The organism is Streptomyces sp. A1277, from assembly GCF_004795015.1.
Classification (GTDB): domain Bacteria; phylum Actinomycetota; class Actinomycetes; order Streptomycetales; family Streptomycetaceae; genus Streptomyces.
On sequence record NZ_SSBI01000016.1, the window covers coordinates 12420 to 35150 of the forward strand.

Here is a 22731-nt window from a genome sequence, read left to right on the forward strand (position 1 = left end):
GACGGCGGTCAGACGGTGTCGAACCCGCCGCGCTTGATGCCGTCCACGAAGGTGGCGAAGGCGTGGGCGTGCAGGTCCAGGGCCGGTCCGGTCGGGTTCTTGCTGTCGCGGACGGGGACCAGGCCGGTGGTGGCGGCGAGGTTGGTGGCGACCTGGACGCAAGCGCCGCCGTTGTCGCTGTACGAGGAGGTGTACCAGCGGGGGGATTCGGTCGTCACGGGGAGCCCTTTCGTAACTGCTCGATCATCGCCACGGACGCTGCCTGGGAGAGCGCTTCGGCCTGTAGCTGATGGTAGGCCGTCAGCAGGGGCAGTACGAATGTGCTTTCCCGCTCAAGGTGGCCTTGCTGCGCCGACTCGGCGTAGGACATGAGCGAGCGGTCAGGCAGCGTCAGTATGTAAAGCGGCAGGTTGAACGGGCGGCGGACTCCCATCGTGAACGGGGCGACCTGGAACACCGTGGTCGGCAGCTCCGCGAACTCAAGAAGGCGCTCCAACTGAGCGTTCATTACGTCGGGTTCGCCGATGGGGCGGCGGATGCAGCTCTCGTCGAGCACCACGAGTACCAGCGGTGGGTTCGGCCGTAGCAGGGACGCTTGCCGCTCCGCGACAAGATCCACCCGCTGTTGTGCCTGTTCGGGTGTGATCGTCCCTCGCTTGACTGCGCTCTCGGCGAGCGCTGTCGCGTACTCCGGCGTCTGGAGCAGGCCGGGCATGACGCCCACCTCGTAGAGCCGGATCTCGGCGGCTCGCGCCTCGTGGCCCACGTACTCCGGGAAGCCTTCCAGAAGCGCAGTGTCGCGCGCCGCTCGGGCCTGGCGCTCGAACAGGTCCCCGGTTCCGAAGACCCTGTCAGCTCTGTTCGCGAATCGGAGAGTTGGAGGGCGACGACCAGTTTCGACGGCGGAGATGTGGGTCGCCGAGTACCCCATAAGGTCCGCCAGCTCATCCTGTGTCCAGCCTCGCTCGTCTCGTAACCTGCGAAGACGCTCCCCGAAGGCTGCGACTGGCGAACTCTCGGGGTTCAGTTCCTTGCGGTTCAATGCACACCGCCCAACTATCCGTACGAATCGTGCAAGTTGAAGACCCTTGGACTCTAGGCCACTCTGAGCCGCCCTGGTAGTGGAATGACTACGGAGAGGAACGGCCATGTCCGCAGAGAATGGTCCACCGCCCGGACCGGGCGCCCCGCAAGTCCGAATCCCCGCCCCCGGCGCGCTCGTCGCGGACATCAGCGGGGCGGACCGGGTCCGGGTCGGGGAGTTCCGAGGGGTCGCCGGCCCCTACTGGATGCTCCGGCCCGCAAAGGGTGGAGCCGAGTGGGAGGTGCTGCCCGAGCACACGCGGGCGGCCACGCCCGCCGAGCGGCTCGGGGCCAGGACCGCGCGGGAGAACGCCCGGAGCCGGGGTGAGGTGGCATGAGCGACCAGGAGGACCTTCAGCCCGCCACCCCTTGCCGTACATGCCAGGAGTTCGACCTCGAAGAAGCCGTCGCCCGTAGCGAACGGGACGCGAGCCGGGAGACCGACTGCCGGGTGCTGCGCCGACGCCACGTGGCCGCGGAGCACGGGGAGCCGCAGCTGTGAGGCCGTGGCGGCTGCGGCTCGTACTGGCCGCAGGGGCGGCGGAGGTCCGGCTACGGGCTCGGTTCCCCCGGCTCACATGGGCGCTCACGCGCCAACCGGTCCCGAACCCCGCTCTGTTCACCGAGCTCCGGCGCCTCGAAACCGACCCGGCGTACCGGGCGGTGTTCCGTGCCCGGCTGGACGCGGCGATTGCCGGGCGCGACGCCGTACGCGAAGCAGAGGCGCACGCGGCCGAGGCGGCGGCGGCCGAGTTGCTGCGGGCACGCTGACTCGGCCGGTGTTCCAGTCATCGATCACCGGGACGCGGTATGGGCCGCCTCGGACAGTGCGGTCGAGGCGGTCGGGCGGCGTCCGTACCGTGCCGGGTGAGTCACACACACCGGGCCTGTGTGGCGCCGGGAGCTCAGACGACGGGACATGTGGTCGCTGACCTGTACTACTGCGGCACGTGCATCACTCGTCTTCACGACCAGATCGCTTTCCACGCTCGCGGAGCCGTACCGGCGCGGACCGTGGCGACCGAGGTTCTGCCGCGGCGACGGGCGGGCCCCCGCCACAAGGCACCGCGAGCGGGACTGTTCCGGTAGCCCCATGAACCCCCGCCCTGGTCGTGCTCGCGGTTCCCCCCGACGACCAGGGCGGGCCCCACCGCCAACGAACGAGAGCACTGGAGTAACCCCGATGCCCAAGCGTTCCCGCGCCGAACTCGCTGAGGCGCGAGCGAGGTTCATTGCTGCACGCGCCACGGTGACCGGGCGGTACACGGGCGGGGAGTCCGCCGCGTCCCTGTCTCGTTCCTTCGGCAACGTGGGCGAAAAGTGGCTCGCGGACCAGCTCGACACCTGGCAGATTCCCCGCCGGGACCGGTCCGCTGCGGCGGTCACGCGCGGCCCCGGGGTGCCCCCGCTCCCCGAGGATACGAGGCCCTAACAGACTTCCCCCCTGCCCCGCAGAGTGGGCGTCGCTACTCGGCAGGGGGGAACCGTGATCCGTCTCATGTGGAGAGGAGGAACGCACATGAACCAGGAAGTCACCCCCGGCACGTCCGAGGAGACCGACGACGTTCCGGCGGTCGTCGTACTCGGCGACGCCGCCGCGCTGACGCGTGGCAGCTCGTCTACGTCGGTGGAAGGGAAGCAGACGCCGTACAGCTAGACCAGCACCAGGGCGGCCCCCCGCGGGAGAGATCCCAACGGGGGCCGCCTCTGGTTTCAGCGGTGGGAGAGGTGATGAAATGGAAGATCGCAAGGCGCGGTGGTACGGCGGGCGCGCACCCGGCAGCCGATCCGCCGCAACTCCGGTAGGGGCGCGTCTGCTCTGGCATGCCCCTGCGCTGTGGGTCTGCGGAGACTGGCAGCGCGAGCACGTCCGGACCATGGAACTCGGCAATGCGCGAATCGCCGTGCTCGGTCCGTGCTCGGCCACCGAACACGACATTGCCCGCGCTCTCGCGGCCCCCGAGCTTGCGACGGTCGCTCGGACGTGGGCGGGCTCGCACACCGTCGTTCGGCTGACCGAGCGGGGTCGGGTGGAAGTCCTCGCGGACACGGGGGCGGCCTCGCCCCTCTATACGGTCAGCACCCCGGACGGGCCCGTGTGGGGGTCCAGTTCGCTCGCGCTGTCGTCGCTCGCCGGCGGACGCGTCGATACCGGGTGGCTCGCCGCGTATTTGCGGGACAAGCACAGCCCCGCCGCGGACCGTAGCGCGTGGGCGGGCGTGGTCCCCGTTCCTGCTGGTCATCTGCTGACGCTCGGCACCGAGGGCGGTCCGACTCTTGCGCCCTGGTGGTCGCCGAGCAAGCGCGCCCCGCGCGAGGCATCGGCAGCGCTGCGGCAGGTTCTCGGCGAGGGTGTCCGCGTGCGGGTCGAGGGGGTGCCCGCGACCAGCGATCTTGCGGGCATGGACTCGACCACGGTCACACTGCTTGCCGCACAGCACGGACCCGTAACCGGCATGACCGCGCATCCGGCGGGCGTCACCAGCGGCGGGGACATGCGATACGCGCAAGCGCTGAACATCCCCGGCCTGACCCGGACCCCGTTCCCGCTCGGACCTCGGCACCTGCCGTTCACCGCAACCGACGTGCCGTTGCCCGCCACCGACGAGCCCGCCCCGTCAACGGCCGTCTGGGCGATGCTCTCGGACCAGCTCGGCACGATGGCCGCCGCGGGCTCCGTCTGTCACCTGACCGGAGATGGCGGGGACAACCTGTTCTTATCCACCCCCGCGCACCTTGCGAGCCTCGCCCGTAGCGGGAACTGGCTCCGCATGTTGGGAGACGCGCGGGACTGGGCTCGGCTCCGCCGCCAGAGCCCCCGCCCGTTGATCGCTGCCGCACTGCGAGGCAACGCGTACCGGATCGGCCGAGCCGACATCGGGCGGCCGAAGTGGCTCGCCGCCCCCGTACCTAGGGTGACCACCACCACGGGTCCCAACCCGGACAGGGCATTGGTCGCCGAGCTGCGCACGGTGGCACGGTCGGCGTACGCGGAACTCCAACTCGCGGACTCGCTCGGCCTTGCACTGCACAACCCCTACTTTGACGGCGCGGTCCTGGACGCGGTGGTCTCGGCCCCCGTCGAACAGCGCTACTCGGCTCGGCGGTACAAGCCGATGCTTGCCGACACGTTCGCCGATCTGCTGCCCACCGAACACCGCGCCAGGGCCGCCAAGGGGCTCATGGTCGGCGACTTCCACCTAGGGCTACGCCAGAACCGAACCCGCTTGCTCGGCCTCGCGGACGGCCGGCTAGCGGCCCTCGGACTCGTCAACCCCGTGCCCTTGCGCACCACCCTTCACGCGGCTGCCCTCGGCGCGGAAACGATCTGGCCCCCGCTGCTGTCCTTCCTCGCGGCCGAAGCGTGGCTAGAGGCAGTGGAGCGCTCACCCGGGACCGAGTGGACGCACACCGCACCGACCCCGGCGGGTGCCCTGTGAGCCGAGCCAACACCGTGGTCGCCCGTGCCTCTCACGCGTCCGTCGTGCTCGACTACGACACGGGCAGCACCGAGCTACGTCCCACGTCCGACGCGGTAACCGCCATGGGTGCAACCGTCGTTGACGTTGCGGACACGGTTCTGACGTGGGGGACCGTCGAACAGTCGGCAGCCCCGCCCGAGCCGGCTCCGGTCCCGTTGTGGTGGCGGGCCCTCGCCGTGCCGGTCGTCCTCGCCACCGCCGCCGTGTGGGCGGCCGGTCGTCGCCGGAACCGATTCTCGCGGCTCGTCCGCCTCGCGTGCTCGGGGCGCGATTTGCCCCCGGCCACGGTGGTACAGGCTCGCTACGCTGTCCGCGCCGTTCGCTGGGCCGCACAGCTCTTGCCGATGCGCTGGGCGTGCCTGGAAGACTCGACGGCTGCCGCACTCGTGCTGACGGTCGTTCGACGCCGCGCCGAGTGGCGACATGGGGTAGCTCTAGACCCCGTACGGCTGCACGCCTGGATAGCGGGCCCGGACGGGGCTCCGGTCGAGGAACCGGCGGACACCGCCCTGTACACCCCCACCTACACACCAGACGGCCCCGGATCGGCACGGGCCACCAGGAAGGTACGACCGTGAGTGAACCGCACATCCTGTTGAGCGGCGAAGCGCTCGCCCTCGCCATGCCGCGCGCGGACCTGCTGCCTGAGTACCACAAGTGGGAGAACGACCCCGCAACGATCACGGGGTACGGGAACCAGTGGGCGCAGGCGTGGGAGGTTCGCGCCGCCGGGTACGAACGTCAACGCGGGAACGACCGCTTCCAACAGTTCGAGGTGGTCCGGCTGGACGACGGTACGCCCGTGGGCATGACGATTCTGGAAGTCAACACGTACGTTCGTACAGCCGAGTTCGTCATGGTGCTCGCCCCCGGCGAGCGCGGGAAGGGCTACGCCACCGAAGCGGCTCGCCTCACGCTGGATTGGGCGTTTCACCTCGCCCACCTGCGGGCGGTGTGGCTCAAGGTGCTTGAGCCCAACAAGGCCGGGGCCCGCGCGTACGAGAAGGCGGGGTTCCGCCCCGCGGGCCGGCTCCGCCGCTCGGGATTCTGGCTCGGCGAACCCGTGGACGAACTGATGATGGACGCCGTACCCGAGGACTTCCCCGGAAAGTCCGCTGTAGCTGCCGCTCTCGGTAGCTGACTCACTGCCGCCTCGCGGCCCCGCTCGTCCACCTGCGGGCGGGGCCGCCCCTTCCCCTGTGGATGCCGGTGTTCATGCCGATGCGCCTGCGATCGAGTGCATGTGCGCCGCGTCCCCGGCGAGGAAGTCCCGGCCCCCCGGTAGCGAGCGGCCATGCACTCGTTGACCCGGTACGCGGAGAGCAGCGTCGCCTCGGTGAGGCGGTCGCCCGGCAGGCCGGTGTGCTTGGAGAAGAGGCGGCGGAACCCGGCGAGCGACGGGGGTATGGGGGCGCCGGAGGCGTCGGTCTCGGGGCCGCCAGCCCGACCGGGTGCCGGGGATCGGGCAGAGCATCACGGCGCCGTCCTCGTCGAACCACCGGTGCCAGAACCCCCGGTCCAGCCCCTCGACCTCGACGTCCTGCGGGGGAACCGCGCGGACTTGTCGATGATCCGTACGCCGACGCCCCGGCGGGCGAGGTCGATGGTCAGGGTCAGGCCGGTCGGGCCCGAGCCGACGACGAGGACGGGGATCGGCGGTGCGAGCGCGGGCGCGCTTGCGGGGGCGGGCATGCGTACTCCTCGGGCCGGACGGAGTGCCGTGGACCCAAGAGAAACGCAACCAAGTTAAAAAGGCGACTAAGTTGCGTTCGTGCTGGTCTCCGTGCGGTCCGGGCCCGCCGGTGCGGCCGTGGCCGTCGCGGCCGGCCGGGCCGCCTGCGCCTGCGCCCTCGTGCGGTGGGACGTCCGTAGCGCGTCCCAGGTCAGCAGGGCGAGTGCCACCCAGACCAGGCCGAACCCGGCCCACCGCTCCGGCGGCATCTCCTCGTGGAAGTAGACGATCCCCAGGAGGAACTGGAAGACCGGGGCCAGGTACTGGAGCAGCCCGAGCGTCGAGAGCGGTACGCGGATCGCGGCGGCCCCGAACAGGATCAGCGGCACGGCCGTCACGACACCGGTCGCCGCGAGCAGCGCCGCGTGGCCGGTGCCGTCCGAGGTGAAGGTCGATTCGCCCCGGGCGCTCAGCCACAGCAGATAGCCGAGCGCGGGCACGAAGAGCACGGCGGTCTCGGCGGTCAGCGATTCCAGGCCGCCCATGTCGACCTTCTTCTTGACCAGGCCGTACGTCGCGAACGAGAACGCCAGGACCAGCGAGATCCACGGCGGCTTCCCGTAGCCGACCGCCAGCACCAGCACGGCCGCGACGCCGGTGCCGACCGCCACCCACTGCGCCGGGCGCAGCCGTTCGCCCAGGAGCAGGACGCCCATGGCGATGGTGACCAGCGGGTTGATGAAGTAGCCGAGCGATGCCTCGACCACGTGGCCGTTGTTCACGGACCAGATGTACAGGCCCCAGTTGACGGTGATCACCGCCGCCGCGACGGTGAGCAGTCCGAGCTTGCGCGGCTGCCGCAGGAGCGGGCCGATCCAGGACCAGCGCCGCAGTACGAGCAGCAGGATCGCCACGACGCCGAGCGACCACACCATGCGGTGGGCCAGGATCTCGACGGCGCCGGCCGGCTTCAGCAGCGGCCAGAACAGCGGGACGACTCCCCACATGCCGTACGCGGTGAACCCGGACAGGAGCCCGGCCCGCTGGTCATTCGTCCCCTTCACGGGCCCCTCCTGGCGGATGTCTGTCGTACGACGTCAACCGGATGACGGTAACGCCGACAGGGCCCGGTGTCATAGCCGTATCGTCGGACGGTCATGACACCGGGCCTGCCCGTGCCGTTCTACAGCGCGGCGACCGCCGCGGCGACCGTGTCGGCCAGGGGGGTCGTCGGGCGGCCGATCAGGCGGGCCAGCTCGCCGCTGGTGCCGGCCAGCCGTCCGCGCCGGACCGCCTCGTCCACGTCGACCAGGATCGCCGCGAAGCCCTCCGGCACCCCGGCGCCGGTCAGGATCTCCCGGTGCACGGTGGCCGGGACGTCGTTGTGCGCGATCTCCTTGCCGGTGGCCTTCGCGACCTGGGTCGCGTACTCGGCGTAGGACCAGGCGGTGTCGCCGCTCAGCTCGTAGGCGCGGTTCAAATGGCCCTCGCCGGTCAGGACGGCGGCGGCCGCGGCCGCGTAGTCGTCGCGGGCGGCGGAGGCGATCCGGCCCTCGCCCGCGTTGGCGACGACCGCGCCGTGCGCGAGGACGGGCGCCAGGTTCTCGGTCAGGTTCTCCGTGTACCAGCCGTTGCGCAGGAAGGTGTACGGCAGGCCGGAGTCGAGGACCAGCTGCTCGGTCGCCCGGTGCTCGTCGGCCAGCGTGAAGTCCGCGTCCGGCCCGCCGAGGATGCCGGTGTACGCGAGCTGCGCCACGCCCGCCGCCTTCGCCGCGTCGATGACCGCGGTGTGCTGGGCTATCCGGCTGCCGACCGCGTTGCCGGAGATGAGGAGCACCCGGTCGCCGGGCCGGAACGCCTCGGTCAGCGTCTCGGGCCGGTCGTAGTCGGCGATGCGCAGTTCGACGCCCCGGGCGGCGAGGCCGGCGGCCTTCTCCTTGTCGCGGACGGCGGCCGCGATGTCGCTCGCCGGAACGGCGGCGGTGGTCAGCAGGTGCTCGATGACGAGGCGGCCGAGTGCTCCGGTGGCTCCGGTGACGACGATGCTCATGGGGTGTTTCTCCTCTTTGTTCGCTTCTCTCTCACACCACCCTATGGAATGCGCTAACTAAAAGAAAGTGCAATAGGGGTGCGTGAACAGACGAAAGCGCGCCGGGCCCGCCCGCGAGGGGCGTGACCGGCGCGCTTTCGCGTTCCCGGGGGCCGGCGGTCAGCCGACCACCGTCCAGTTGTCGTTACCGGCGAGCAGCGCGGCCAGGTCGCCCTTGCCGTCCCGCTCCACGGCCGCGTCCAGCTGCTCGGCCATCTTGGTGTCGTAGACCGGCCGCTCCACGCTGCGCAGCACCCCGATCGGGGTGTGGTGCAGGGTGTCCGCGTCGGCGAGCCGCGACAGGGCGAACGCCGTCGTCGGGCTCGGGGCGTGCGCGTCGTGGACGAGGATCTGCGACTTGTTCTCCTCGGTCACCGCGACCACCTGGAGGTCCCCGGTCAGCGAGTCCCGTACGACACCCTTGGTCCCGTCGGCGCCGAAGACGATCGGCTGCCCGTGCTCCAGGCGGATCACCGCCTCCTGGGCCTGCTCCTTGTCCTTCAGGACCTCGAACGCGCCGTCGTTGAAGATGTTGCAGTTCTGGTAGATCTCCACCAGCGCCGTGCCGGGGTGGTCGGCGGCGGCCCGCAGCACGCTCGTGAGGTGCTTGCGGTCGGAGTCGACGGTACGGGCGACGAACGACGCCTCCGCGCCGATCGCCAGCGACACCGGGTTGAACGGGGCGTCCAGCGAGCCCATCGGCGTCGACTTGGTGATCTTGCCCACCTCGGAGGTGGGGGAGTACTGGCCCTTGGTCAGCCCGTAGATCCGGTTGTTGAACAGCAGGATCTTCAGGTTCACATTGCGGCGCAGGGCGTGGATCAGGTGGTTGCCGCCGATGGACAGCGCGTCGCCGTCCCCGGTGACGACCCAGACCGACAGGTCGCGCCGCGAGGTGGCCAGGCCCGTCGCGATGGAGGGGGCGCGGCCGTGGATCGAGTGCATCCCGTAGGTGTTCATGTAGTACGGGAAGCGGGAGGAGCAGCCGATGCCGGAGATGAAGACGATGTTCTCCTTCGCCAGACCGAGATCGGGCATGAAGCCCTGCACGGCGGCGAGAACCGCGTAGTCACCGCACCCGGGGCACCAGCGCACTTCCTGGTCGGACTTGAAGTCCTTCATGGACTGCTTCGCCTCGGCCTTGGGCACCAGCTGGAGCAGTTCGTTCGTCTCAGGCATCGATGGCCTCCTCAAGGGCTGTCGCCAGCTGCTCGGCCTTGAACGGCATGCCGTTGACCTGGTTGTAACTGTGCGCGTCTACCAGGTACTTGGCCCGGATGAGCGTGGCCAGCTGCCCGAGGTTCATCTCGGGGACGACCACCTTGTCGTAACGCTTCAGGACCTCGCCGAGATTCCGCGGGAACGGGTTGAGGTGGCGCAGGTGGGCCTGGGCGATGGGGCGTCCGGCGGCGCGCAGCCGGCGCACGGCGGCCGTGATGGGGCCGTACGTCGAGCCCCAGCCCAGCACGAGGGTCTTCGCCTCCGCCTGGTCGTCCACCTCCAGGTCCGGGACCTCGATGCCGTCCACCTTGGCCTGCCGGGTGCGGACCATGAAGTCGTGGTTGGCCGGGTCGTACGAGATGTTGCCGGTGCCGTCCTGCTTCTCGATGCCGCCGATGCGGTGTTCGAGACCGGGCGTGCCGGGGACGGCCCAGGGGCGGGCCAGCGTCTGCGGGTCGCGCTTGTACGGCCAGAACACCTCGGTGCCGTCGGCCAGTTCGTGGTTCGGGCCGCCCGCGAACCGGACGCGCAGGTCCGGGAGCTGGTCGAGCTCCGGGATGCGCCAGGGCTCGGAGCCGTTGGCCAGGTAGCCGTCGGAGAGCAGGAAGACAGGGGTGCGGTAGGCCAGGGCGATCCGGGCCGCGTCCAGGGCCGCGTCGAAGCAGTCGGCCGGGGTCCTCGGGGCCACGATCGGCACCGGGGCCTCGCCGTTGCGCCCGTACATCGCCTGGAGCAGGTCGGCCTGCTCGGTCTTGGTGGGCAGCCCGGTGGACGGGCCGCCGCGCTGGATGTCGACGATGAGCAGCGGCAGCTCCAGGGAGACCGCGAGGCCGATGGTCTCCGACTTCAGGGCCACCCCGGGCCCGGACGTGGTCGTCACGGCGAGCGACCCGCCGAACGCGGCGCCCAGCGCGGCGCCGATGCCCGCGATCTCGTCCTCGGCCTGGAAGGTGCGCACGCCGAAGTTCTTGTGCCGGCTCAGCTCGTGCAGGATGTCGGAGGCCGGGGTGATCGGGTACGAGCCGAGGTACAGCGGCAGGTCGGCCTGCCGGCCGGCGGCGATCAGCCCGTAGGCCAGGGCGAGGTTCCCCGAGATGTTGCGGTACGTGCCGGTGGGGAAGGCATGCGAGGCCGGGGCCACCTCGTAGCTGACGGCGAAGTCCTCGGTGGTCTCGCCGAAGTTCCAGCCGGCCCGGAACGCGGCCACGTTCGCCTCGGCGATCTGCGGCTTCTTCGCGAACTTGGCCCGAAGGAACGCCTCGGTGCCCTCGGTCGGCCGGTGGTACATCCAGGACAGCAGCCCCAGCGCGAACATGTTCTTGGAGCGCCCGGCCTCCTTGCGGGAGAGCTCGAACCCCTTCAGCGCCTCGATGGTGAGCGTCGTCAGCGGCACCGGATGGACGTTGTACGCCTCCAGCGAGCCGTCCTCCAGCGGGCTGGTCTCGTAGCCCACCTTCGCCATCGGCCGCTTGGTGAACTCATCGGTGTTCACGATGATTTCGGCCCCGCGCGGCACATCGGCGATGTTGGCCCTGAGCGCCGCCGGATTCATCGCCACCAGCACATTCGGCGCGTCGCCCGGGGTCAGGATGTCGTGGTCGGCGAAGTGCAGCTGGAACGACGAAACCCCCGGCAGGGTGCCTGCGGGGGCGCGGATCTCGGCGGGGAAGTTGGGCAGCGTGGAGAGGTCGTTCCCGAAGGAGGCCGTCTCGGAGGTGAACCGGTCACCCGTGAGCTGCATGCCGTCACCCGAGTCACCCGCGAAGCGGATGATCACCCGGTCCAGACGACGGACCTCTTTGCCGTTCTCCGTGGCTGCGGACTGGGGGGCACGCGGTCCCCCTACGAGCGCGTCACTGGCCTCGTCGGCCTGTTCCGCTGGGCTACTGACCTGGCTGGTCACTTACTGGACCTCCCTCGGCGCGGCGGCTCGGAACCGTCCGGCCCGCCGGAGGTCCCCAGCCCCACCCTACGTCTGTAAGGGTCGCCTTCCTCTGACCGATCACATGATGGACGGCATTTTGAGACGCTTCATATCAACACGGTGAGACGTTTCCCGGCGCTGTTCCGTCATGATTCACCAGCGGCCTCGTTCCCCGTCGGACCCTCGCTGGAGACACCCGCCGTCTAAGTCTGACAGACCGTCAGGAATGACGGGGGTTCCGCACGGGCCGTCCGCCCCCGCCGTCAGGAGTTCAGGTACGTCAGCACGGCGAGCACCCGCCGGTGGTCGCCCTCGCTCGGGGCCAGCCCCAGCTTCTGGAAGATGTTGCTGACGTGCTTCTCCACCGCCCCGTCGCTCACCACCAGCTGCTTGGCCACCGCCGAGTTCGTACGCCCCTCCGCCATCAGCCCCAGCACCTCGCGCTCGCGCGGCGTCAACCCCGCCAGCACGTCCTGCTTGCGGCTGCGGCCCAGCAGCTGCGCCACCACCTCGGGGTCCAGCGCCGTACCGCCCTGCGCCACCCGGACCACCGCGTCCACGAACTCCCGGACCTCGGCGACCCGGTCCTTCAGCAGATACCCCACGCCCCGGCTGGACCCGGCCAGCAGCTCGGTGGCGTACTGCTCCTCCACGTACTGCGAAAGGACCAGCACCCCGATCCCCGGATAGTCCCGGCGCAGCCGCACCGCCGCCCGTACGCCCTCGTCGGTGTGGGTCGGCGGCATCCGCACGTCCGCGACCACCACATCGGGCAGCGCGCCCTGCCCGTCGAGGTCGCCGATCGTCTTGATCAGCGCCTCCGCGTCCCCCACGCCCGCGACGACGTCGTGCCCGAGATCGGTCAGCAGCCGGGTCAGACCCTCCCGGAGCAGTACCGAATCCTCGGCGATGACCACGCGCACCCTGTCCTCCACCACGACGCTGATTCCCCCACCTGCTTGCTCGCTGTTGTGATCCGTACGCCGTCCAGCATCCCAGTAACGGCAGTGACGTCGCGAGTACGCGCGGGGTTGACCGCGCCCCGGGGGGAGGCTCCCCCCGGGGCGGTACCACTCGTACGGACCGCGGGTCCGGTCAGCCGCGCCAGGGCAGCTCGGCGGTGACCTTGGTCGGACCGCCCACCGGGGAGTCGACCACCAGGACCCCGTCCACGGCATCCAGCCGCTCGGTCAGCCCGGCGAGACCGCTGCCCGCCGCCAGGTCGGCGCCGCCGCGCCCGTCGTCGGTCACCTGGAGCAGCAGCCGGTCCTCCGTGCGCCACACGTCGACCGAGGCGCGGGTGGCACCACTGTGCTTGCTGACGTTCTGCAGGAGTTCGGAGACGGTGAAGTACGCGATGCCCTCGATGGCCTGCGCGGGCCGGGACGTCAGGTCCACCTCGACGGTGACGGGGACCGTGCACCGGGAGGCGATGGCGGACAGGGCGGCGTCCAGGCCGCGGTCGGTGAGGACGGCCGGGTGGATGCCGCGGGCCAGGTCGCGCAGCTCCTGGAGGGCGACCTTCACCTCGCCGTGCGCCTCGTCCACCATCCTCGCCGCGGCCTCCGGGTCGGCGGTCAGCTTCTCCTTCGCGAGCCCCAGGTCCATGGCCAGGGCCACGAGCCGGGCTTGCGCCCCGTCGTGCAGGTCGCGCTCGATGCGGCGCAGATCGGCGGCGGCCGTGTCCACGACGACACCCCGATCCGACTCCAGCTCCGTGACGCGCTCCGCCAGCCGGGACGGGCCCAGCAGCCCGGCCACCATCAGCCGGTCCACCGCGGCCAGGCCCCGGATCACCCACGCCGACACCAGGACGACGGCCAGCCCCAGCAGGCTGGTGAGGGCCAGCTCCAGGGGCGAGTCCAGATAGACCTCCCGCGTGGAGTCCCCGTACAGCTGAATCCCCTGGACCCCCGCGTGCGAGGGGACGGCCCAGTGCCACAGCGGGTAGGTCAAGGCCCCCCAGCCCCAGGCCCACAGCGTGAGCGAGACGCAGAAGGTGAAGACCGCCCACGGGAAGTGCAGCAGCGCGTAGAGCAGGTGGCGCCAGGACACCCCGCTCTTCAGGACCGCCCCGACCCAGGACATCAGCCCGCCGGTCCGGCCGCGCACCGGCGCCGGGTCGGCCACGTCCAGCTTCAGCAGGGCCCGCGCCCGGGTCCGCTCCAGCATTCCGAAGCCCCGGCACATGACCAGACCGGCCGCCAGCACCGGAATGCCCAGGAAGGTGACGAGCAGCCCGGCACTCAGCGAGACCATGGTGATCGCGAAGACGAAGAGCACGATGCTGATCGGCAGGTTCAGCAGGAGATAGCAGAACTCGCGCCAGGTCCTTGCCTCCAGGGGAGCCCGCAGCACGGCCGGCAGGACGCGCCGCGTCACCGGGCGGCCCCCGGAACCGCTTCCCGACCGCTGAGGGTCCCGTATGTCCGGTCCGTATGCCGTGGCCATGGGTTCCGTCCGTTTCTTCTTCTGCGTCCGCGTCGTCTGGGACCTGTGCGTGCGTGTCGTCTGGGATCTGTGCGTGCGTGCTGTCTGGGGGTTGTGCGTGCGTGCTGTCTGGGGGCCGTGCGTGCGTGTTGTCTGTGCGTTCTGATTCAAGAGTGCTGGGTCGCGCGCCGGCGCACCATGAGGGCGGTATCCGTCTCGGACCGGGGGTTTTCCCTACCTCTTGGGCCCCGGAGCGTGCCCGCCGGACGCGCTCCTCTCGCTCTCCCGGTCGCGCCAGGGCAGCTCGGCGGTGACGGTCGTCGGGCCGCCGGCGGGGGAGTCCAGGACGAAGGCCCCGTCGACGGCGTCCAGCCGCTCCGCGAGCCCCGCCATCCCCGTACCGCCGTTCATCGAGGCCCCGCCCCGCCCGTCGTCGCCGACTTGGAGCAGCAGCCGGTCGCCCGAGCGCCACACGTCCACGGACGCCGTACGGGCCCCGCTGTGCTTGCTGACGTTCTGCAGGAGTTCGGAGACGGTGAAGTACGCGATGCCCTCGATGGCCTGCGCGGGCCGGGACGTCAGGTCCACCCGCACGGTGACCGGGACGGTGCACCGGGAGGCGATGGCGGACAGGGCGGCGTCCAGGCCGCGGTCGGTGAGGACGGCCGGGTGGATGCCGCGGGCCAGGTCGCGCAGCTCCTGGAGGGCGACCTTGACCTCGCCGTGCGCCTCGTCGACCATGCGGGCCGCGGCCTCCGGGTCGTCGGCCAGCTTCTCCTTGGCGAGGCCGAGACCCATGGCGAGGGCGACGAGCCGGGCCTGCGCCCCGTCGTGCAGGTCGCGCTCGATGCGGCGCAGGTCGGCGGCGGCCGTGTCGACCACCACGCCCCGGTCCGACTCCAGTTCGGCGATGCGGCGTTCGAGGTCGTCGGAGGGGGAGAGCAGCCCGCGCACCATGGCCCGGTCCGCGTTGGCCAGGAACCGCGACGTATAGGGGAGCGCCGGCCACAGCACGAGGCACAGGAGCGTCACCACGAAGGTGAGGATGCCCCACGGCAGCCGCATGAACGAGTACAGCGCCGCCCGCCAGGCCACCGGGTCCATCAGGCTCGACCACAGCCAGGCGAAGAACCCCTCCTCCCGGCGGCCCCGGGCCACCGGACTCGGCTCCTCGACCCGGACCCCCAGCAGCTTGCGCGCCCGGCCCCGCTCGGCCCGCCCGATCAACCGGGCACCCTGCAGCCCGGCGGCCAGCAGCGGCAGCCCGACCACGGTGACCGCGAGGCCCACGCCGATGCTGATCATCAACACCGTGTAAACAAATCCGACGATCGCCATCGGAAGGTTGGCGAGGAGGTGTGCGACCTCCTTCCACGTCCACCGGCCGAAGGCGAAGCGGACGGGGGGCGGCCCTTCGTGGGAGGGCACCTGGGGGCTCATGGTCATACGACCAGCCTGCCGGGCGCGACCTGCGGATGCCATGGGGCTCGTGGGTGAGGCGAAGTAGGGATATCCCCACCGTCTCCCGCCCCACCCCATCCGTTGCCCGACGCAACTGCTTACCCGTCCTTTACAGGGCCTAGACTCCCGTGCGTACAGATCGTCGAACGGTTAGAGGGAGCGAGGGGGCGGACGTGGCCGACGTGACGGACCTTCCGGGCGCGGCGTACCTGCCGGGTCCGTCGGACCTTCCGGACGTGGCGTACCTGCCGGGTCCGTCGGACCTTCCGGACGTGGCGTACCTGCCGGGTCCGTCGGAACTTCCGAACGTGGCACATCCGCCGGGAACGGCGCCGGCCGTGCTCGCGTCGGACTACTTCCACAGCTACTCGGTCGTCGGACTGCTCGCCGTGGTCGGCGTCCTGTTCGTCGCGGTCGCCTTCGGGGCCGGCCGGCTGCTGCGCCCGGTGGTCCCGACGCCGGAGAAGCTCCTCGCGTACGAGTGCGGCGTGGACCCCGTGGGGGAGGGCTGGGCGCACACCCAGGTCCGCTACTACGTCTACGCCTTCCTGTACGTGATCTTCGCCGTCGACTCGATCTTCCTCTTCCCCTGGGCGACCGTCTTCGCCGCACCCGGATACGGCGCGACGACGCTCGTGGAAATGTTCATCTTCCTCGGTTTCCTGGCCGTGGGACTGCTCTACGCATGGAAGAAGGGCGTCCTCGAATGGACGTGACGAGCCCGTCGTCCGCCGACGCGGGGGCCGAACCCGCCGCCGTACCCACGTTCCTCCCGGAACCCAAGCGCCTGGGCGTCCTGTCCCGGCTCGCACCGGAGCCGATGAAGGTGGTCCTCAACTGGGGCCGCCGCTACAGCCTCTGGGTCTTCAACTTCGGACTCGCCTGCTGCGCCATCGAATTCATCGCCGCGTCCATGGCCCGCCACGACTTCATCCGGCTCGGCGTCATCCCGTTCGCGCCCGGACCCCGCCAGGCCGACCTCATGATCGTCTCCGGCACGGTGACGGACAAGATGGCCCCGGCGGTCAAGCGCCTGTACGAGCAGATGCCCGAGCCCAAGTACGTCATCTCCTTCGGCGCCTGCTCCAACTGCGGCGGCCCGTACTGGGACTCGTACTCCGTGACCAAGGGCGTCGACCAGATCATCCCCGTCGACGTCTACGTACCCGGCTGCCCGCCCCGGCCCGAGGCCCTGCTCCAGGGCATCCTGAAGCTCCAGGAGAAGATCGCCCGCGAGTCGCTGGGCGAGCGCTACGCGACGGCCGCAGGCGCCCGCCCCTCCACGGCCGCCCTGCGCAGCGGCCTGGTGGCCCCGCCGGCCGTTCCCGGGAAGGCCGAGGACAAGTGACCGCCTCCGACGCCTACGACGGCCTCCCCGGTTCCGTCACGGAACTCTTCGGCGACGACGCCGCGGCCGAGCAGGCATACGACCTGCTGACCGTCGACGTCCCGCCCGCCTCGTGGATCACCGCCCTGGAAACGGCGCGCGACGGACTCGGCTGCACCTACTTCGACTGGCTGAGCGCGGTGGACGAGCAGGGCACCGGCTTCCGCGTCTGCGCGCACGTCGCCGCGCTCCCGGAGCCGGGCTCCGGCGTACGGCGCCTACTACTCCGCACGACCGTCCCGCACGAGGCCCCCGTCCTGCCGACCGCGATCGGCGTCTACGCCGGAGCCGCCTGGCACGAGCGTGAGACGCACGAGATGTTCGGCATCGGCTTCGAGGGCCACCCGCACCTCGTCCCGCTCCTGCTGCCCGAGGGCTTCGAGGGCCACCCCCTGCGCAAGGACTTCGTCCTGGCCGCCCGCGTGGCGAAGGCATGGCCCGGCGCGAAGGAGCCGGGCGAGTCGGAACACGGCGGCCCGAAGCGCCGCACGATGCTCCCCCCGGGCGTCCCCGACCCCAACGAGTGGGGCCCCCTCAAGGGCCAGCTCCCCCCGGCCCCCACCCGCCCCGCCCGCACGGCGAGGGCCGCGGGCGACCGCCCCCCGCGCCGGACCCGCACGGCGGGCGAGGCGACGCCGACGACGCCGACGACACCGGGGGCGTCGGGGGCGTCGGAGGCGTCGGGGGTGGCTGAGCAGGGCGGCGCACCGGCTGCTCCGCCGCGCCGGAGCCGCACCGCGGGCGAGGCGACCCCGAGCAGCCCGGCTGCCCCGCCGCGCCGCAGTCGCAGCGCGTCGCAGGGTTCGGCGAGCCAGCGGGGGGCGGGGGCGTCGGAGACCCCGGAGGCTCCGCAGGCCCCGCAGGCCCCGCAGGCCCCGGAGGCTCCGCAGGCATCGGGTGCGGGCGCGGAGACCCCCGAGGCTCCGAAGATCCCGGGTGCGGGTGCGGGTGCGGGTGCGGGTGCGGAGGCGGGTGCGGTGCCGGACACGGCGTCGGACGCGCCGTGGCACAACGCCCGCCCGGCGTTCGACGAGTCTCCGGAGGCCGGCGACGCGTCCCAGCCCCCTTCCCAGCCCCTCCGGCGTTTGAGGAGCGGGGGCCCGGGGGCGGAGCCCCCGGTTCGGGAAGGGGCGGGTAGGGGAGAAGCCCAGCGCAGCGAACCCCCGAGCGCTCCCGCACCCGACACCGCTCCCGACACCGCCCCCGCACCCCCCACCGCCCCCGCACCCGACACCGAGCCCAACACCAGATCCGCACCCGACCCCGCACCCGCACCCGACACCAACTCCGCGACCGACGACACCCCCACCGGAGGCGATCCCGAGTGAACGACGCACTGGACGTCGCCCTCCGCATCGTCATCGTCTTCGCGGTCTTCATGGTCCTCCCCCTCGTCGTCGGCCAGACCGAACACAAGGTGATGGCCCACATGCAGGGCCGCCTGGGCCCGATGTACGCCGGCGGCTTCCACGGCTGGGCCCAGCTCGTCGCGGACGGCGTGAAGTTCGCGCAGAAGGAAGACATCGTCCCGGCCGGCGCCGACCGCAAGGTCTTCCGCCTCGCGCCGGCCGTCGCGCTGCTCCCGTACCTGCTCGTGCTGGTCGCGATCCCGGTCGGCCCGGGGGAGGGCGCGGTCGGCCAGGTCGTCGACGCCGGCATCTTCTTCGTGCTCGCGGTGATGGGCGTCGGCGTACTCGGCTCACTGATGGCCGGCTGGGCGTCGGCCAACAAGTTCTCCTTGCTCGGCGGCCTCCGCACCGCCGCCCAACTGCTCGCCTACGAGCTGCCGATGCTGCTCGCCGCCGCCTCCGTGGCGATGGCGGCCGGCACGGTCTCCCTGCCCGGCATCCTCGACGCGTTCGAGTGGTGGTGGCTGCCCTGGCAGATCATCGGCGCCCTGGTCTTCTTCGTGGCCGGGCTCGCCGAACTCCAGCGCCCGCCGTTCGACATGCCGGTCGCCGACTCGGAGATCATCTTCGGCGCGTACACCGAGTACACGGGCCTGCGCTTCGCGCTGTTCCTGCTCGCCGAGTACGCGGGCATCGTCGTGCTGTGCGGGCTGACCACCGTCCTGTTTCTCGGCGGCTGGCACGGCCCGATGGGCGCCGACGGACTCGGCTGGGTCTGGACCCTGCTGAAGACCGGCATCCTCGCGTTCGTCGTGATCTGGCTGCGCGTGAGCTACCCGCGTCTGCGCGAGGACCAGTTGCAGAAGCTCGCCTGGACCACACTCATCCCGCTCGCTCTCGCGCAGATCGCGCTCACCGGCATCGTGAAGGTGGCGATCAACTAGTGCCCCCGATCCCCGGCTCAGGTCTGGCCAAGGGCCTCGCCGTCACCCTGCGGACGATGACGAGGAAGACCGTCACCGCCCAGTACCCGGACGTGCAGCCCGAACTCCCGCCCCGCTCCCGGGGCGTCATCGCGCTGTTCGAGGAGAACTGCACGGTCTGCATGCTCTGTGCCCGCGAGTGCCCGGACTGGTGCATCTACATCGACTCCCACAAGGAGACCGTGCCCGCCGCGGCTCCGGGCGGCCGCGAGCGCAGCCGCAACGTACTGGACCGCTTCGCGATCGACTTCTCGCTCTGCATGTACTGCGGCATCTGCATCGAGGTGTGCCCGTTCGACGCGCTGTTCTGGTCGCCGGAGTTCGAGTACGCGGAGACGGACATCCTCGAACTCACCCACGAGCGCGACAAGCTCCGCGAGTGGATGTGGACGGTCCCCGAGCCGCCCGCGCTCGACCCGCGCGCCGAGGAACCGAAGGAGATCGCCGCCGCCCGCAAGACGGCCGACAAACTCCGCGCCCAGCAGGAACAGCAGACACAAGAGGCACAGCAGGCACAGGAAGCCGCCGCAGAGGCAGAGGAGGGCGAGGCATGAGCACCGCTCTCGCGGCCGCCTCGGCGGCCCCCGGCTTCCTCTCCCCGACCGGGGTCGAGATCGCCTTCGTCCTCGTCGGCATCGCCACCCTCGGCGCGGCCCTGGTGACCGTCACGACCAGGCAGCTGGTGCACGCCGCCCTCTGGCTGATCGTGGCGCTCGGCGGCCTCGCCGTCGAATACCTCCTGCTGACGGCGGAGTTCATCGCCTGGGTGCAGGTACTGATCTACGTGGGTTCCGTCATCGTCCTCCTCCTGTTCGGCCTGATGCTCACGCGGGCCCCCATCGGCCGCTCCCCGGACGCCGATTCGGAGAACCGCTGGGCCGCCCTGGCGGTGGCCGTCGCCGCGGCCGGCACCCTCGTCTGGGTCGTCGTGGACGCCTTCCGTACCACCTGGATCGAGCTCGACGGGCCCGCCCAGGGATCCACCGAGGCCACCGGCTCCTTCCTCTTCCGGAACTGGGTGCTCCCCTTCGAAGTACTCTCCGTCCTGCTGCTCGTCGCCCTCGTCGGCGCGATCGTCCTCTCCCGCAAGGGCCACCAGGCCGAGCCCCGGGCCACCAAGGGCCACCAGGCCGAGCCCCGGGCCACCACGAGCCGCGCGGCCGAGCCCCGGGCCACCACGCACCGAGAGGACAACAGCTGATGCACCTCGCCTATCCCGCCGTGCTCGCCGCCCTCCTCTTCTGCACCGGGCTGTACGGAGTCCTCGCCCGCCGCAACGCGATCCTCGTCCTGATGTCCGTCGAGCTGATGCTCAACGCCGTCAACCTCAACCTGGTCGCCTTCGACGTCTGGCTCCGCGACACCCTGCACTCCGGCCAGGCCCTCGCCCTGTTCACCATCGCCATCGCGGCGGCGGAGATCGGCATCGGCCTGGCGATCGTCCTCGCCGTGTACCGCAACCGCGGCACCTCCGACATCGACCGCCTCCGCGACACCGCCGAGACCGACGAGGCCGAAACGGTCCCGGCCGGCGACGACGAGGACGACGACCCCGCGGGCGCCGCCCGCCCCGAAGACCAGGCCACTGCTGCGGCAGGGAAGGCAAAGAAGGCAGAGGCCACCGCGTGACCACCACGACCCTCGCCGTCCTCGTCCCCCTCCTCCCGTTCCTGGGCGCCGCCGCCGGTCTCCTCACCGGCCGCACCGCGCCCGGCTACGTCCGGCCGCTCGCCGTCCTGCCCTCCCTCGCCTCCCTCGTCCTCGCGGCCGTCGTCGCCGCACGCCAGGGCGGCGGCCGGGCCATCGACGCGGCGACCCAGCTCACCCCCACCGGCTCCGTCCCGATCGACCTCGCGCTGCACCTCGACGGCTTCGCCGTCCTCGTCGCCGTGCTGGTCGCCCTCGTCGCGAGCTGCGTGCAGATCTACTCGACCGCCTACCTGCGCGACGACCCCCGCTACGCCTCGTACGCGGCCCTGGTCTCCCTCTTCACCTCCGCGATGCTGCTCGTCGTCTACTCCGGCGACCTGATGGTGCTCCTGGTCGGCTGGGAGGTCATGGGCATCTGCTCCTACTTCCTGGTCGGCCACTACTGGGAGACGCCCGAGGCCCGCGCCGCCTCCCTCAAGGCGTTCCTGGTCACCAAGCTCGGTGACGTCCCCTTCCTCATCGGCCTGTTCGCCCTCGCCGCCGACACCGGCACCTTCCGCATCACCGGCATCCTCGGCGCCGTCGCCCACGACGGCCTCGACCACCCCACCCTCATCGCGCTCCTCCTGCTCGCCGGGGTCGCGGGCAAGTCCGCGCAGTTCCCCCTGCACACCTGGCTGCCCGACGCCATGGCCGGCCCCACCCCCGTCTCCGCGCTGATCCACGCGGCGACGATGGTCGCCGCCGGCATCTACTTCGTGGCCCGGCTCCTCCCCGTCTTCGCGGCATCCGGCGCCGCCCTCGTCGTCCTCGCCGTGATGGCGGCCGTCACGATGATCGGCTCCGGGCTCGCCGCGCTCGCCCAGGACGACATCAAGCGCGTCCTCGCCTACTCGACCATCGGCCAGCTCGGCTACATGTCCGGCGCCCTGGCCGTCGGCGACCGCGGGGCCGCCGTCTTCCACCTCATCTCCCACGGTGCGTTCAAAGCGGTCCTCTTCCTCGCCGCCGGCGTCGTCATCCACGCCGCAGGCACCAACTCACTGGCCGCCATGTCCCGGATGAGCGGCCTGACCCAGCGCATCCCGGACGCCTACTGGACGATGACCGTCGCCCTCCTCGCGCTGGCCGCCATCCCCCCGTTCGCCGGCTTCTTCTCCAAGGAAGCCGTCCTCGTCGCCGCCGAGCGGACCGCGCTCGGCCACCGGCACGTCGCCCCGGCCGCCGCCGGCTGGACGATCCTCGTCGCCGGGCTCCTGGCCGCCGTGCTCACCGCCGCCTACGCCACCCGGCTCTGGCTCCTCGCCTTCCGGGGCCGGGGCGCCGAGGCCCCCGACCACGGCCGGCAGCCCGTCGCCATGACCGCCGTCCTGTGGGTGCTGGCCGTACCGACCATCGCGCTCGGGCTGAGCATCGGCGTGATCGGCGACTGGTTCGACGGCCACCGCCTCATCCCGTCCCTGACCACCGCCGTGCTCTCCACCGGCGTCGGCCTCGTCGGCGGCCTCGTCACCTACGGGGCCTGGCGCCACACCACCGCACTCGCCGCCCGCGTCCCCATGGGCTCGGTCGTCGCCCACCCCGACGCGGAACCCGCACTCGTCGAGATCGAGGCCATCGAGGTCCGCACCGCCGCCTACGGCACAGCCGGTGACGCCCCCGACCCCGCCGACCCCGGCCGCCTGCTGCTCGGCCCCCTCCACCGCCACGCGGCCACCGGCTTCCACCTGGACGCCCTGTACGCGGCGCTGTTCGTCCGCCCCGTCCAAGCGGCGGCGCGCCTCGTCCGCTTCCTGGACCGCGAGGTGGTCGACACCTACGTACGCGGCTCCGCCACCGGCGCACGCTGGTTCGGCACCGCCGTCCGCCGCGCCCAGACCGGCAACGTGCAGACCTACCTCAGCGCACTGCTCGCCGGTTCCCTGGTCCTGGCGGTCGCCGCCGTCGTCTTCGCCAACGTCAACGCGGGGTCCTGAGCCGTGATCGATATCAGCGCATCC

Annotated in this window: 25 protein-coding genes and 1 pseudogene; 15 read left to right on the forward strand and 11 right to left on the reverse strand. The window is 71.4% G+C overall.

Going from position 1 to position 22731, the window contains the following annotated elements; all coding sequences use genetic code 11:
- Positions 1-8: 8 nt before the first annotated feature.
- Both E6R18_RS13010 and E6R18_RS13015 read right to left on the reverse strand, forming a co-directional pair.
- Positions 9-218: a DUF397 domain-containing protein gene (locus E6R18_RS13010; RefSeq protein ID WP_136317061.1), complete on the reverse strand. Its 210-nt coding sequence runs from the start codon at positions 216-218 to the stop codon at positions 9-11.
- Positions 215-1042, reverse strand: a complete 828-nt coding sequence (locus E6R18_RS13015) for a helix-turn-helix transcriptional regulator (RefSeq protein WP_136317062.1) — start codon at positions 1040-1042, stop codon at positions 215-217. Before E6R18_RS13015 ends, E6R18_RS13010 begins: the two co-directional genes overlap by 4 nt.
- 106 nt (positions 1043-1148) lie before the next feature.
- Here E6R18_RS13015 and E6R18_RS13020 point away from each other — a divergent pair, with 106 nt between their 5' ends.
- The 7 genes from E6R18_RS13020 (at position 1149) to E6R18_RS13045 (ending at position 5706) form a co-directional block, all read left to right on the forward strand.
- The gene (locus tag E6R18_RS13020; protein WP_136317063.1) at positions 1149-1421 is read left to right on the forward strand and encodes a hypothetical protein; all 273 of its coding nucleotides are present in this window, start codon (positions 1149-1151) and stop codon (positions 1419-1421) included.
- Entirely contained in the window at positions 1418-1585 is a 168-nt protein-coding gene (locus tag E6R18_RS34015; protein WP_168712340.1) for a hypothetical protein, read from the forward strand. Before E6R18_RS13020 ends, E6R18_RS34015 begins: the two co-directional genes overlap by 4 nt.
- Positions 1582-1854, forward strand: coding sequence for a hypothetical protein (locus tag E6R18_RS13025; protein ID WP_240799714.1), 273 nt, complete (start codon positions 1582-1584; stop codon positions 1852-1854). Before E6R18_RS34015 ends, E6R18_RS13025 begins: the two co-directional genes overlap by 4 nt.
- Before the next feature lie 748 nt (positions 1855-2602).
- On the forward strand, positions 2603-2740 hold the full coding sequence (locus tag E6R18_RS13030; RefSeq protein WP_136317064.1) for an albusnodin family lasso peptide: 138 nt from the start codon (positions 2603-2605) through the stop codon (positions 2738-2740).
- Positions 2741-2819: 79 nt separating this feature from the next.
- Entirely contained in the window at positions 2820-4523 is a 1704-nt protein-coding gene (locus E6R18_RS13035) for an albusnodin/ikarugamycin family macrolactam cyclase (RefSeq protein WP_136317065.1), read from the forward strand.
- 104 nt (positions 4524-4627) lie between these two features.
- Positions 4628-5143, forward strand: a complete 516-nt coding sequence (locus tag E6R18_RS13040) for a lasso peptide biosynthesis B2 protein (protein ID WP_136317154.1) — start codon at positions 4628-4630, stop codon at positions 5141-5143.
- On the forward strand, positions 5140-5706 hold the full coding sequence (locus tag E6R18_RS13045) for a GNAT family protein (RefSeq protein ID WP_240799715.1): 567 nt from the start codon (positions 5140-5142) through the stop codon (positions 5704-5706). Before E6R18_RS13040 ends, E6R18_RS13045 begins: the two co-directional genes overlap by 4 nt.
- 61 nt (positions 5707-5767) lie before the next feature.
- On the opposite strand, the pseudogene E6R18_RS13050 reads toward E6R18_RS13045, so the two are convergent.
- The 9 genes and pseudogenes from E6R18_RS13050 to E6R18_RS13085 all read right to left on the reverse strand — a co-directional run.
- Positions 5768-6087 (reverse strand): annotated as a pseudogene (locus tag E6R18_RS13050) (FAD-dependent monooxygenase); the annotation flags it as partial.
- Positions 6039-6257, reverse strand: a complete 219-nt coding sequence (locus E6R18_RS34835) for an FAD-dependent monooxygenase (RefSeq protein ID WP_240799716.1) — start codon at positions 6255-6257, stop codon at positions 6039-6041. The gene E6R18_RS34835 and the pseudogene E6R18_RS13050, both read right to left, overlap by 49 nt.
- Before the next feature lie 66 nt (positions 6258-6323).
- Positions 6324-7301: an EamA family transporter RarD gene (rarD, locus tag E6R18_RS13055; RefSeq protein ID WP_136317066.1), complete on the reverse strand. Its 978-nt coding sequence runs from the start codon at positions 7299-7301 to the stop codon at positions 6324-6326.
- A 119-nt stretch (positions 7302-7420) separates the two neighbouring features.
- Complete coding sequence (locus E6R18_RS13060) at positions 7421-8287, reverse strand: SDR family oxidoreductase (RefSeq protein WP_136317067.1); 867 nt, start codon at positions 8285-8287, stop codon at positions 7421-7423.
- A 159-nt stretch (positions 8288-8446) separates the two neighbouring features.
- On the reverse strand, positions 8447-9505 hold the full coding sequence (locus tag E6R18_RS13065) for a 2-oxoacid:ferredoxin oxidoreductase subunit beta (RefSeq protein WP_136201680.1): 1059 nt from the start codon (positions 9503-9505) through the stop codon (positions 8447-8449).
- A complete protein-coding gene (locus tag E6R18_RS13070; RefSeq protein ID WP_136317068.1) occupies positions 9498-11450 on the reverse strand; it encodes a 2-oxoacid:acceptor oxidoreductase subunit alpha in 1953 nt (650 codons plus the stop codon). Before E6R18_RS13070 ends, E6R18_RS13065 begins: the two co-directional genes overlap by 8 nt.
- A 284-nt stretch (positions 11451-11734) precedes the next feature.
- Positions 11735-12394, reverse strand: coding sequence for a response regulator transcription factor (locus tag E6R18_RS13075; protein WP_136317156.1), 660 nt, complete (start codon positions 12392-12394; stop codon positions 11735-11737).
- Positions 12395-12566: 172 nt separating this feature from the next.
- Positions 12567-13922, reverse strand: a complete 1356-nt coding sequence (locus E6R18_RS13080; RefSeq protein WP_136317069.1) for a sensor histidine kinase — start codon at positions 13920-13922, stop codon at positions 12567-12569.
- A gap of 213 nt (positions 13923-14135) precedes the next feature.
- Positions 14136-15347 carry a sensor histidine kinase gene (locus E6R18_RS13085; RefSeq protein ID WP_206308275.1) on the reverse strand — a complete coding sequence of 404 codons (1212 nt, stop codon included), beginning with the start codon at positions 15345-15347 and terminating at the stop codon, positions 14136-14138.
- A 323-nt stretch (positions 15348-15670) separates the two neighbouring features.
- Here E6R18_RS13085 and E6R18_RS13090 point away from each other — a divergent pair, with 323 nt between their 5' ends.
- From E6R18_RS13090 to E6R18_RS13125, 8 genes are read left to right on the forward strand one after another with little or no spacing between them, the layout of a single operon-like run.
- Positions 15671-16078: an NADH-quinone oxidoreductase subunit A gene (locus E6R18_RS13090; protein WP_136317070.1), complete on the forward strand. Its 408-nt coding sequence runs from the start codon at positions 15671-15673 to the stop codon at positions 16076-16078.
- Positions 16069-16710: an NADH-quinone oxidoreductase subunit B gene (locus tag E6R18_RS13095; protein ID WP_136317071.1), complete on the forward strand. Its 642-nt coding sequence runs from the start codon at positions 16069-16071 to the stop codon at positions 16708-16710. The genes E6R18_RS13090 and E6R18_RS13095 overlap by 10 nt, the downstream gene beginning before the upstream one ends.
- Positions 16707-18077, forward strand: coding sequence for an NADH-quinone oxidoreductase subunit C (locus E6R18_RS13100; protein ID WP_136317072.1), 1371 nt, complete (start codon positions 16707-16709; stop codon positions 18075-18077). Before E6R18_RS13095 ends, E6R18_RS13100 begins: the two co-directional genes overlap by 4 nt.
- Positions 18074-19042 carry a complex I subunit 1 family protein gene (locus tag E6R18_RS13105; RefSeq protein ID WP_136317073.1) on the forward strand — a complete coding sequence of 323 codons (969 nt, stop codon included), beginning with the start codon at positions 18074-18076 and terminating at the stop codon, positions 19040-19042. Before E6R18_RS13100 ends, E6R18_RS13105 begins: the two co-directional genes overlap by 4 nt.
- Entirely contained in the window at positions 19042-19635 is a 594-nt protein-coding gene (locus E6R18_RS13110; RefSeq protein ID WP_136317074.1) for an NADH-quinone oxidoreductase subunit I, read from the forward strand. The genes E6R18_RS13105 and E6R18_RS13110 overlap by 1 nt, the downstream gene beginning before the upstream one ends.
- A complete protein-coding gene (locus E6R18_RS13115) occupies positions 19632-20282 on the forward strand; it encodes an NADH-quinone oxidoreductase subunit J (protein ID WP_240799717.1) in 651 nt (216 codons plus the stop codon). Before E6R18_RS13110 ends, E6R18_RS13115 begins: the two co-directional genes overlap by 4 nt.
- Entirely contained in the window at positions 20282-20710 is a 429-nt protein-coding gene (nuoK, locus tag E6R18_RS13120) for an NADH-quinone oxidoreductase subunit NuoK (RefSeq protein ID WP_136317075.1), read from the forward strand. The genes E6R18_RS13115 and nuoK overlap by 1 nt, the downstream gene beginning before the upstream one ends.
- Positions 20707-22707 carry an NADH-quinone oxidoreductase subunit L gene (locus E6R18_RS13125; protein WP_136317076.1) on the forward strand — a complete coding sequence of 667 codons (2001 nt, stop codon included), beginning with the start codon at positions 20707-20709 and terminating at the stop codon, positions 22705-22707. Before nuoK ends, E6R18_RS13125 begins: the two co-directional genes overlap by 4 nt.
- Positions 22708-22731 lie beyond the last annotated feature (24 nt).

Excerpts from the sequence above, each read along its gene's own strand:
- E6R18_RS13020 (WP_136317063.1), top strand. The coding sequence starts at position 1,149 with ATGTCCGCAGAGAATGGTCCACCGCCCGGACCGGGCGCCCCGCAAGTC.
- E6R18_RS34015 (WP_168712340.1), top strand. The coding sequence starts at position 1,418 with ATGAGCGACCAGGAGGACCTTCAGCCCGCCACCCCTTGCCGTACATGC.
- E6R18_RS13030 (WP_136317064.1), top strand. The coding sequence starts at position 2,603 with ATGAACCAGGAAGTCACCCCCGGCACGTCCGAGGAGACCGACGACGTT.
- E6R18_RS13035 (WP_136317065.1), top strand. The coding sequence starts at position 2,820 with ATGGAAGATCGCAAGGCGCGGTGGTACGGCGGGCGCGCACCCGGCAGC.
- E6R18_RS13040 (WP_136317154.1), top strand. The coding sequence starts at position 4,628 with ATGGGTGCAACCGTCGTTGACGTTGCGGACACGGTTCTGACGTGGGGG.
- E6R18_RS34835 (WP_240799716.1), bottom strand. The coding sequence starts at position 6,257 with ATGCCCGCCCCCGCAAGCGCGCCCGCGCTCGCACCGCCGATCCCCGTC.
- E6R18_RS13060 (WP_136317067.1), bottom strand. The coding sequence starts at position 8,287 with ATGAGCATCGTCGTCACCGGAGCCACCGGAGCACTCGGCCGCCTCGTC.
- E6R18_RS13065 (WP_136201680.1), bottom strand. The coding sequence starts at position 9,505 with ATGCCTGAGACGAACGAACTGCTCCAGCTGGTGCCCAAGGCCGAGGCG.
- E6R18_RS13080 (WP_136317069.1), bottom strand. The coding sequence starts at position 13,922 with ATGGCCACGGCATACGGACCGGACATACGGGACCCTCAGCGGTCGGGA.
- E6R18_RS13085 (WP_206308275.1), bottom strand. The coding sequence starts at position 15,347 with ATGACCATGAGCCCCCAGGTGCCCTCCCACGAAGGGCCGCCCCCCGTC.
- E6R18_RS13095 (WP_136317071.1), top strand. The coding sequence starts at position 16,069 with ATGGACGTGACGAGCCCGTCGTCCGCCGACGCGGGGGCCGAACCCGCC.
- E6R18_RS13115 (WP_240799717.1), top strand. The coding sequence starts at position 19,632 with ATGAGCACCGCTCTCGCGGCCGCCTCGGCGGCCCCCGGCTTCCTCTCC.
- nuoK (WP_136317075.1), top strand. The coding sequence starts at position 20,282 with ATGCACCTCGCCTATCCCGCCGTGCTCGCCGCCCTCCTCTTCTGCACC.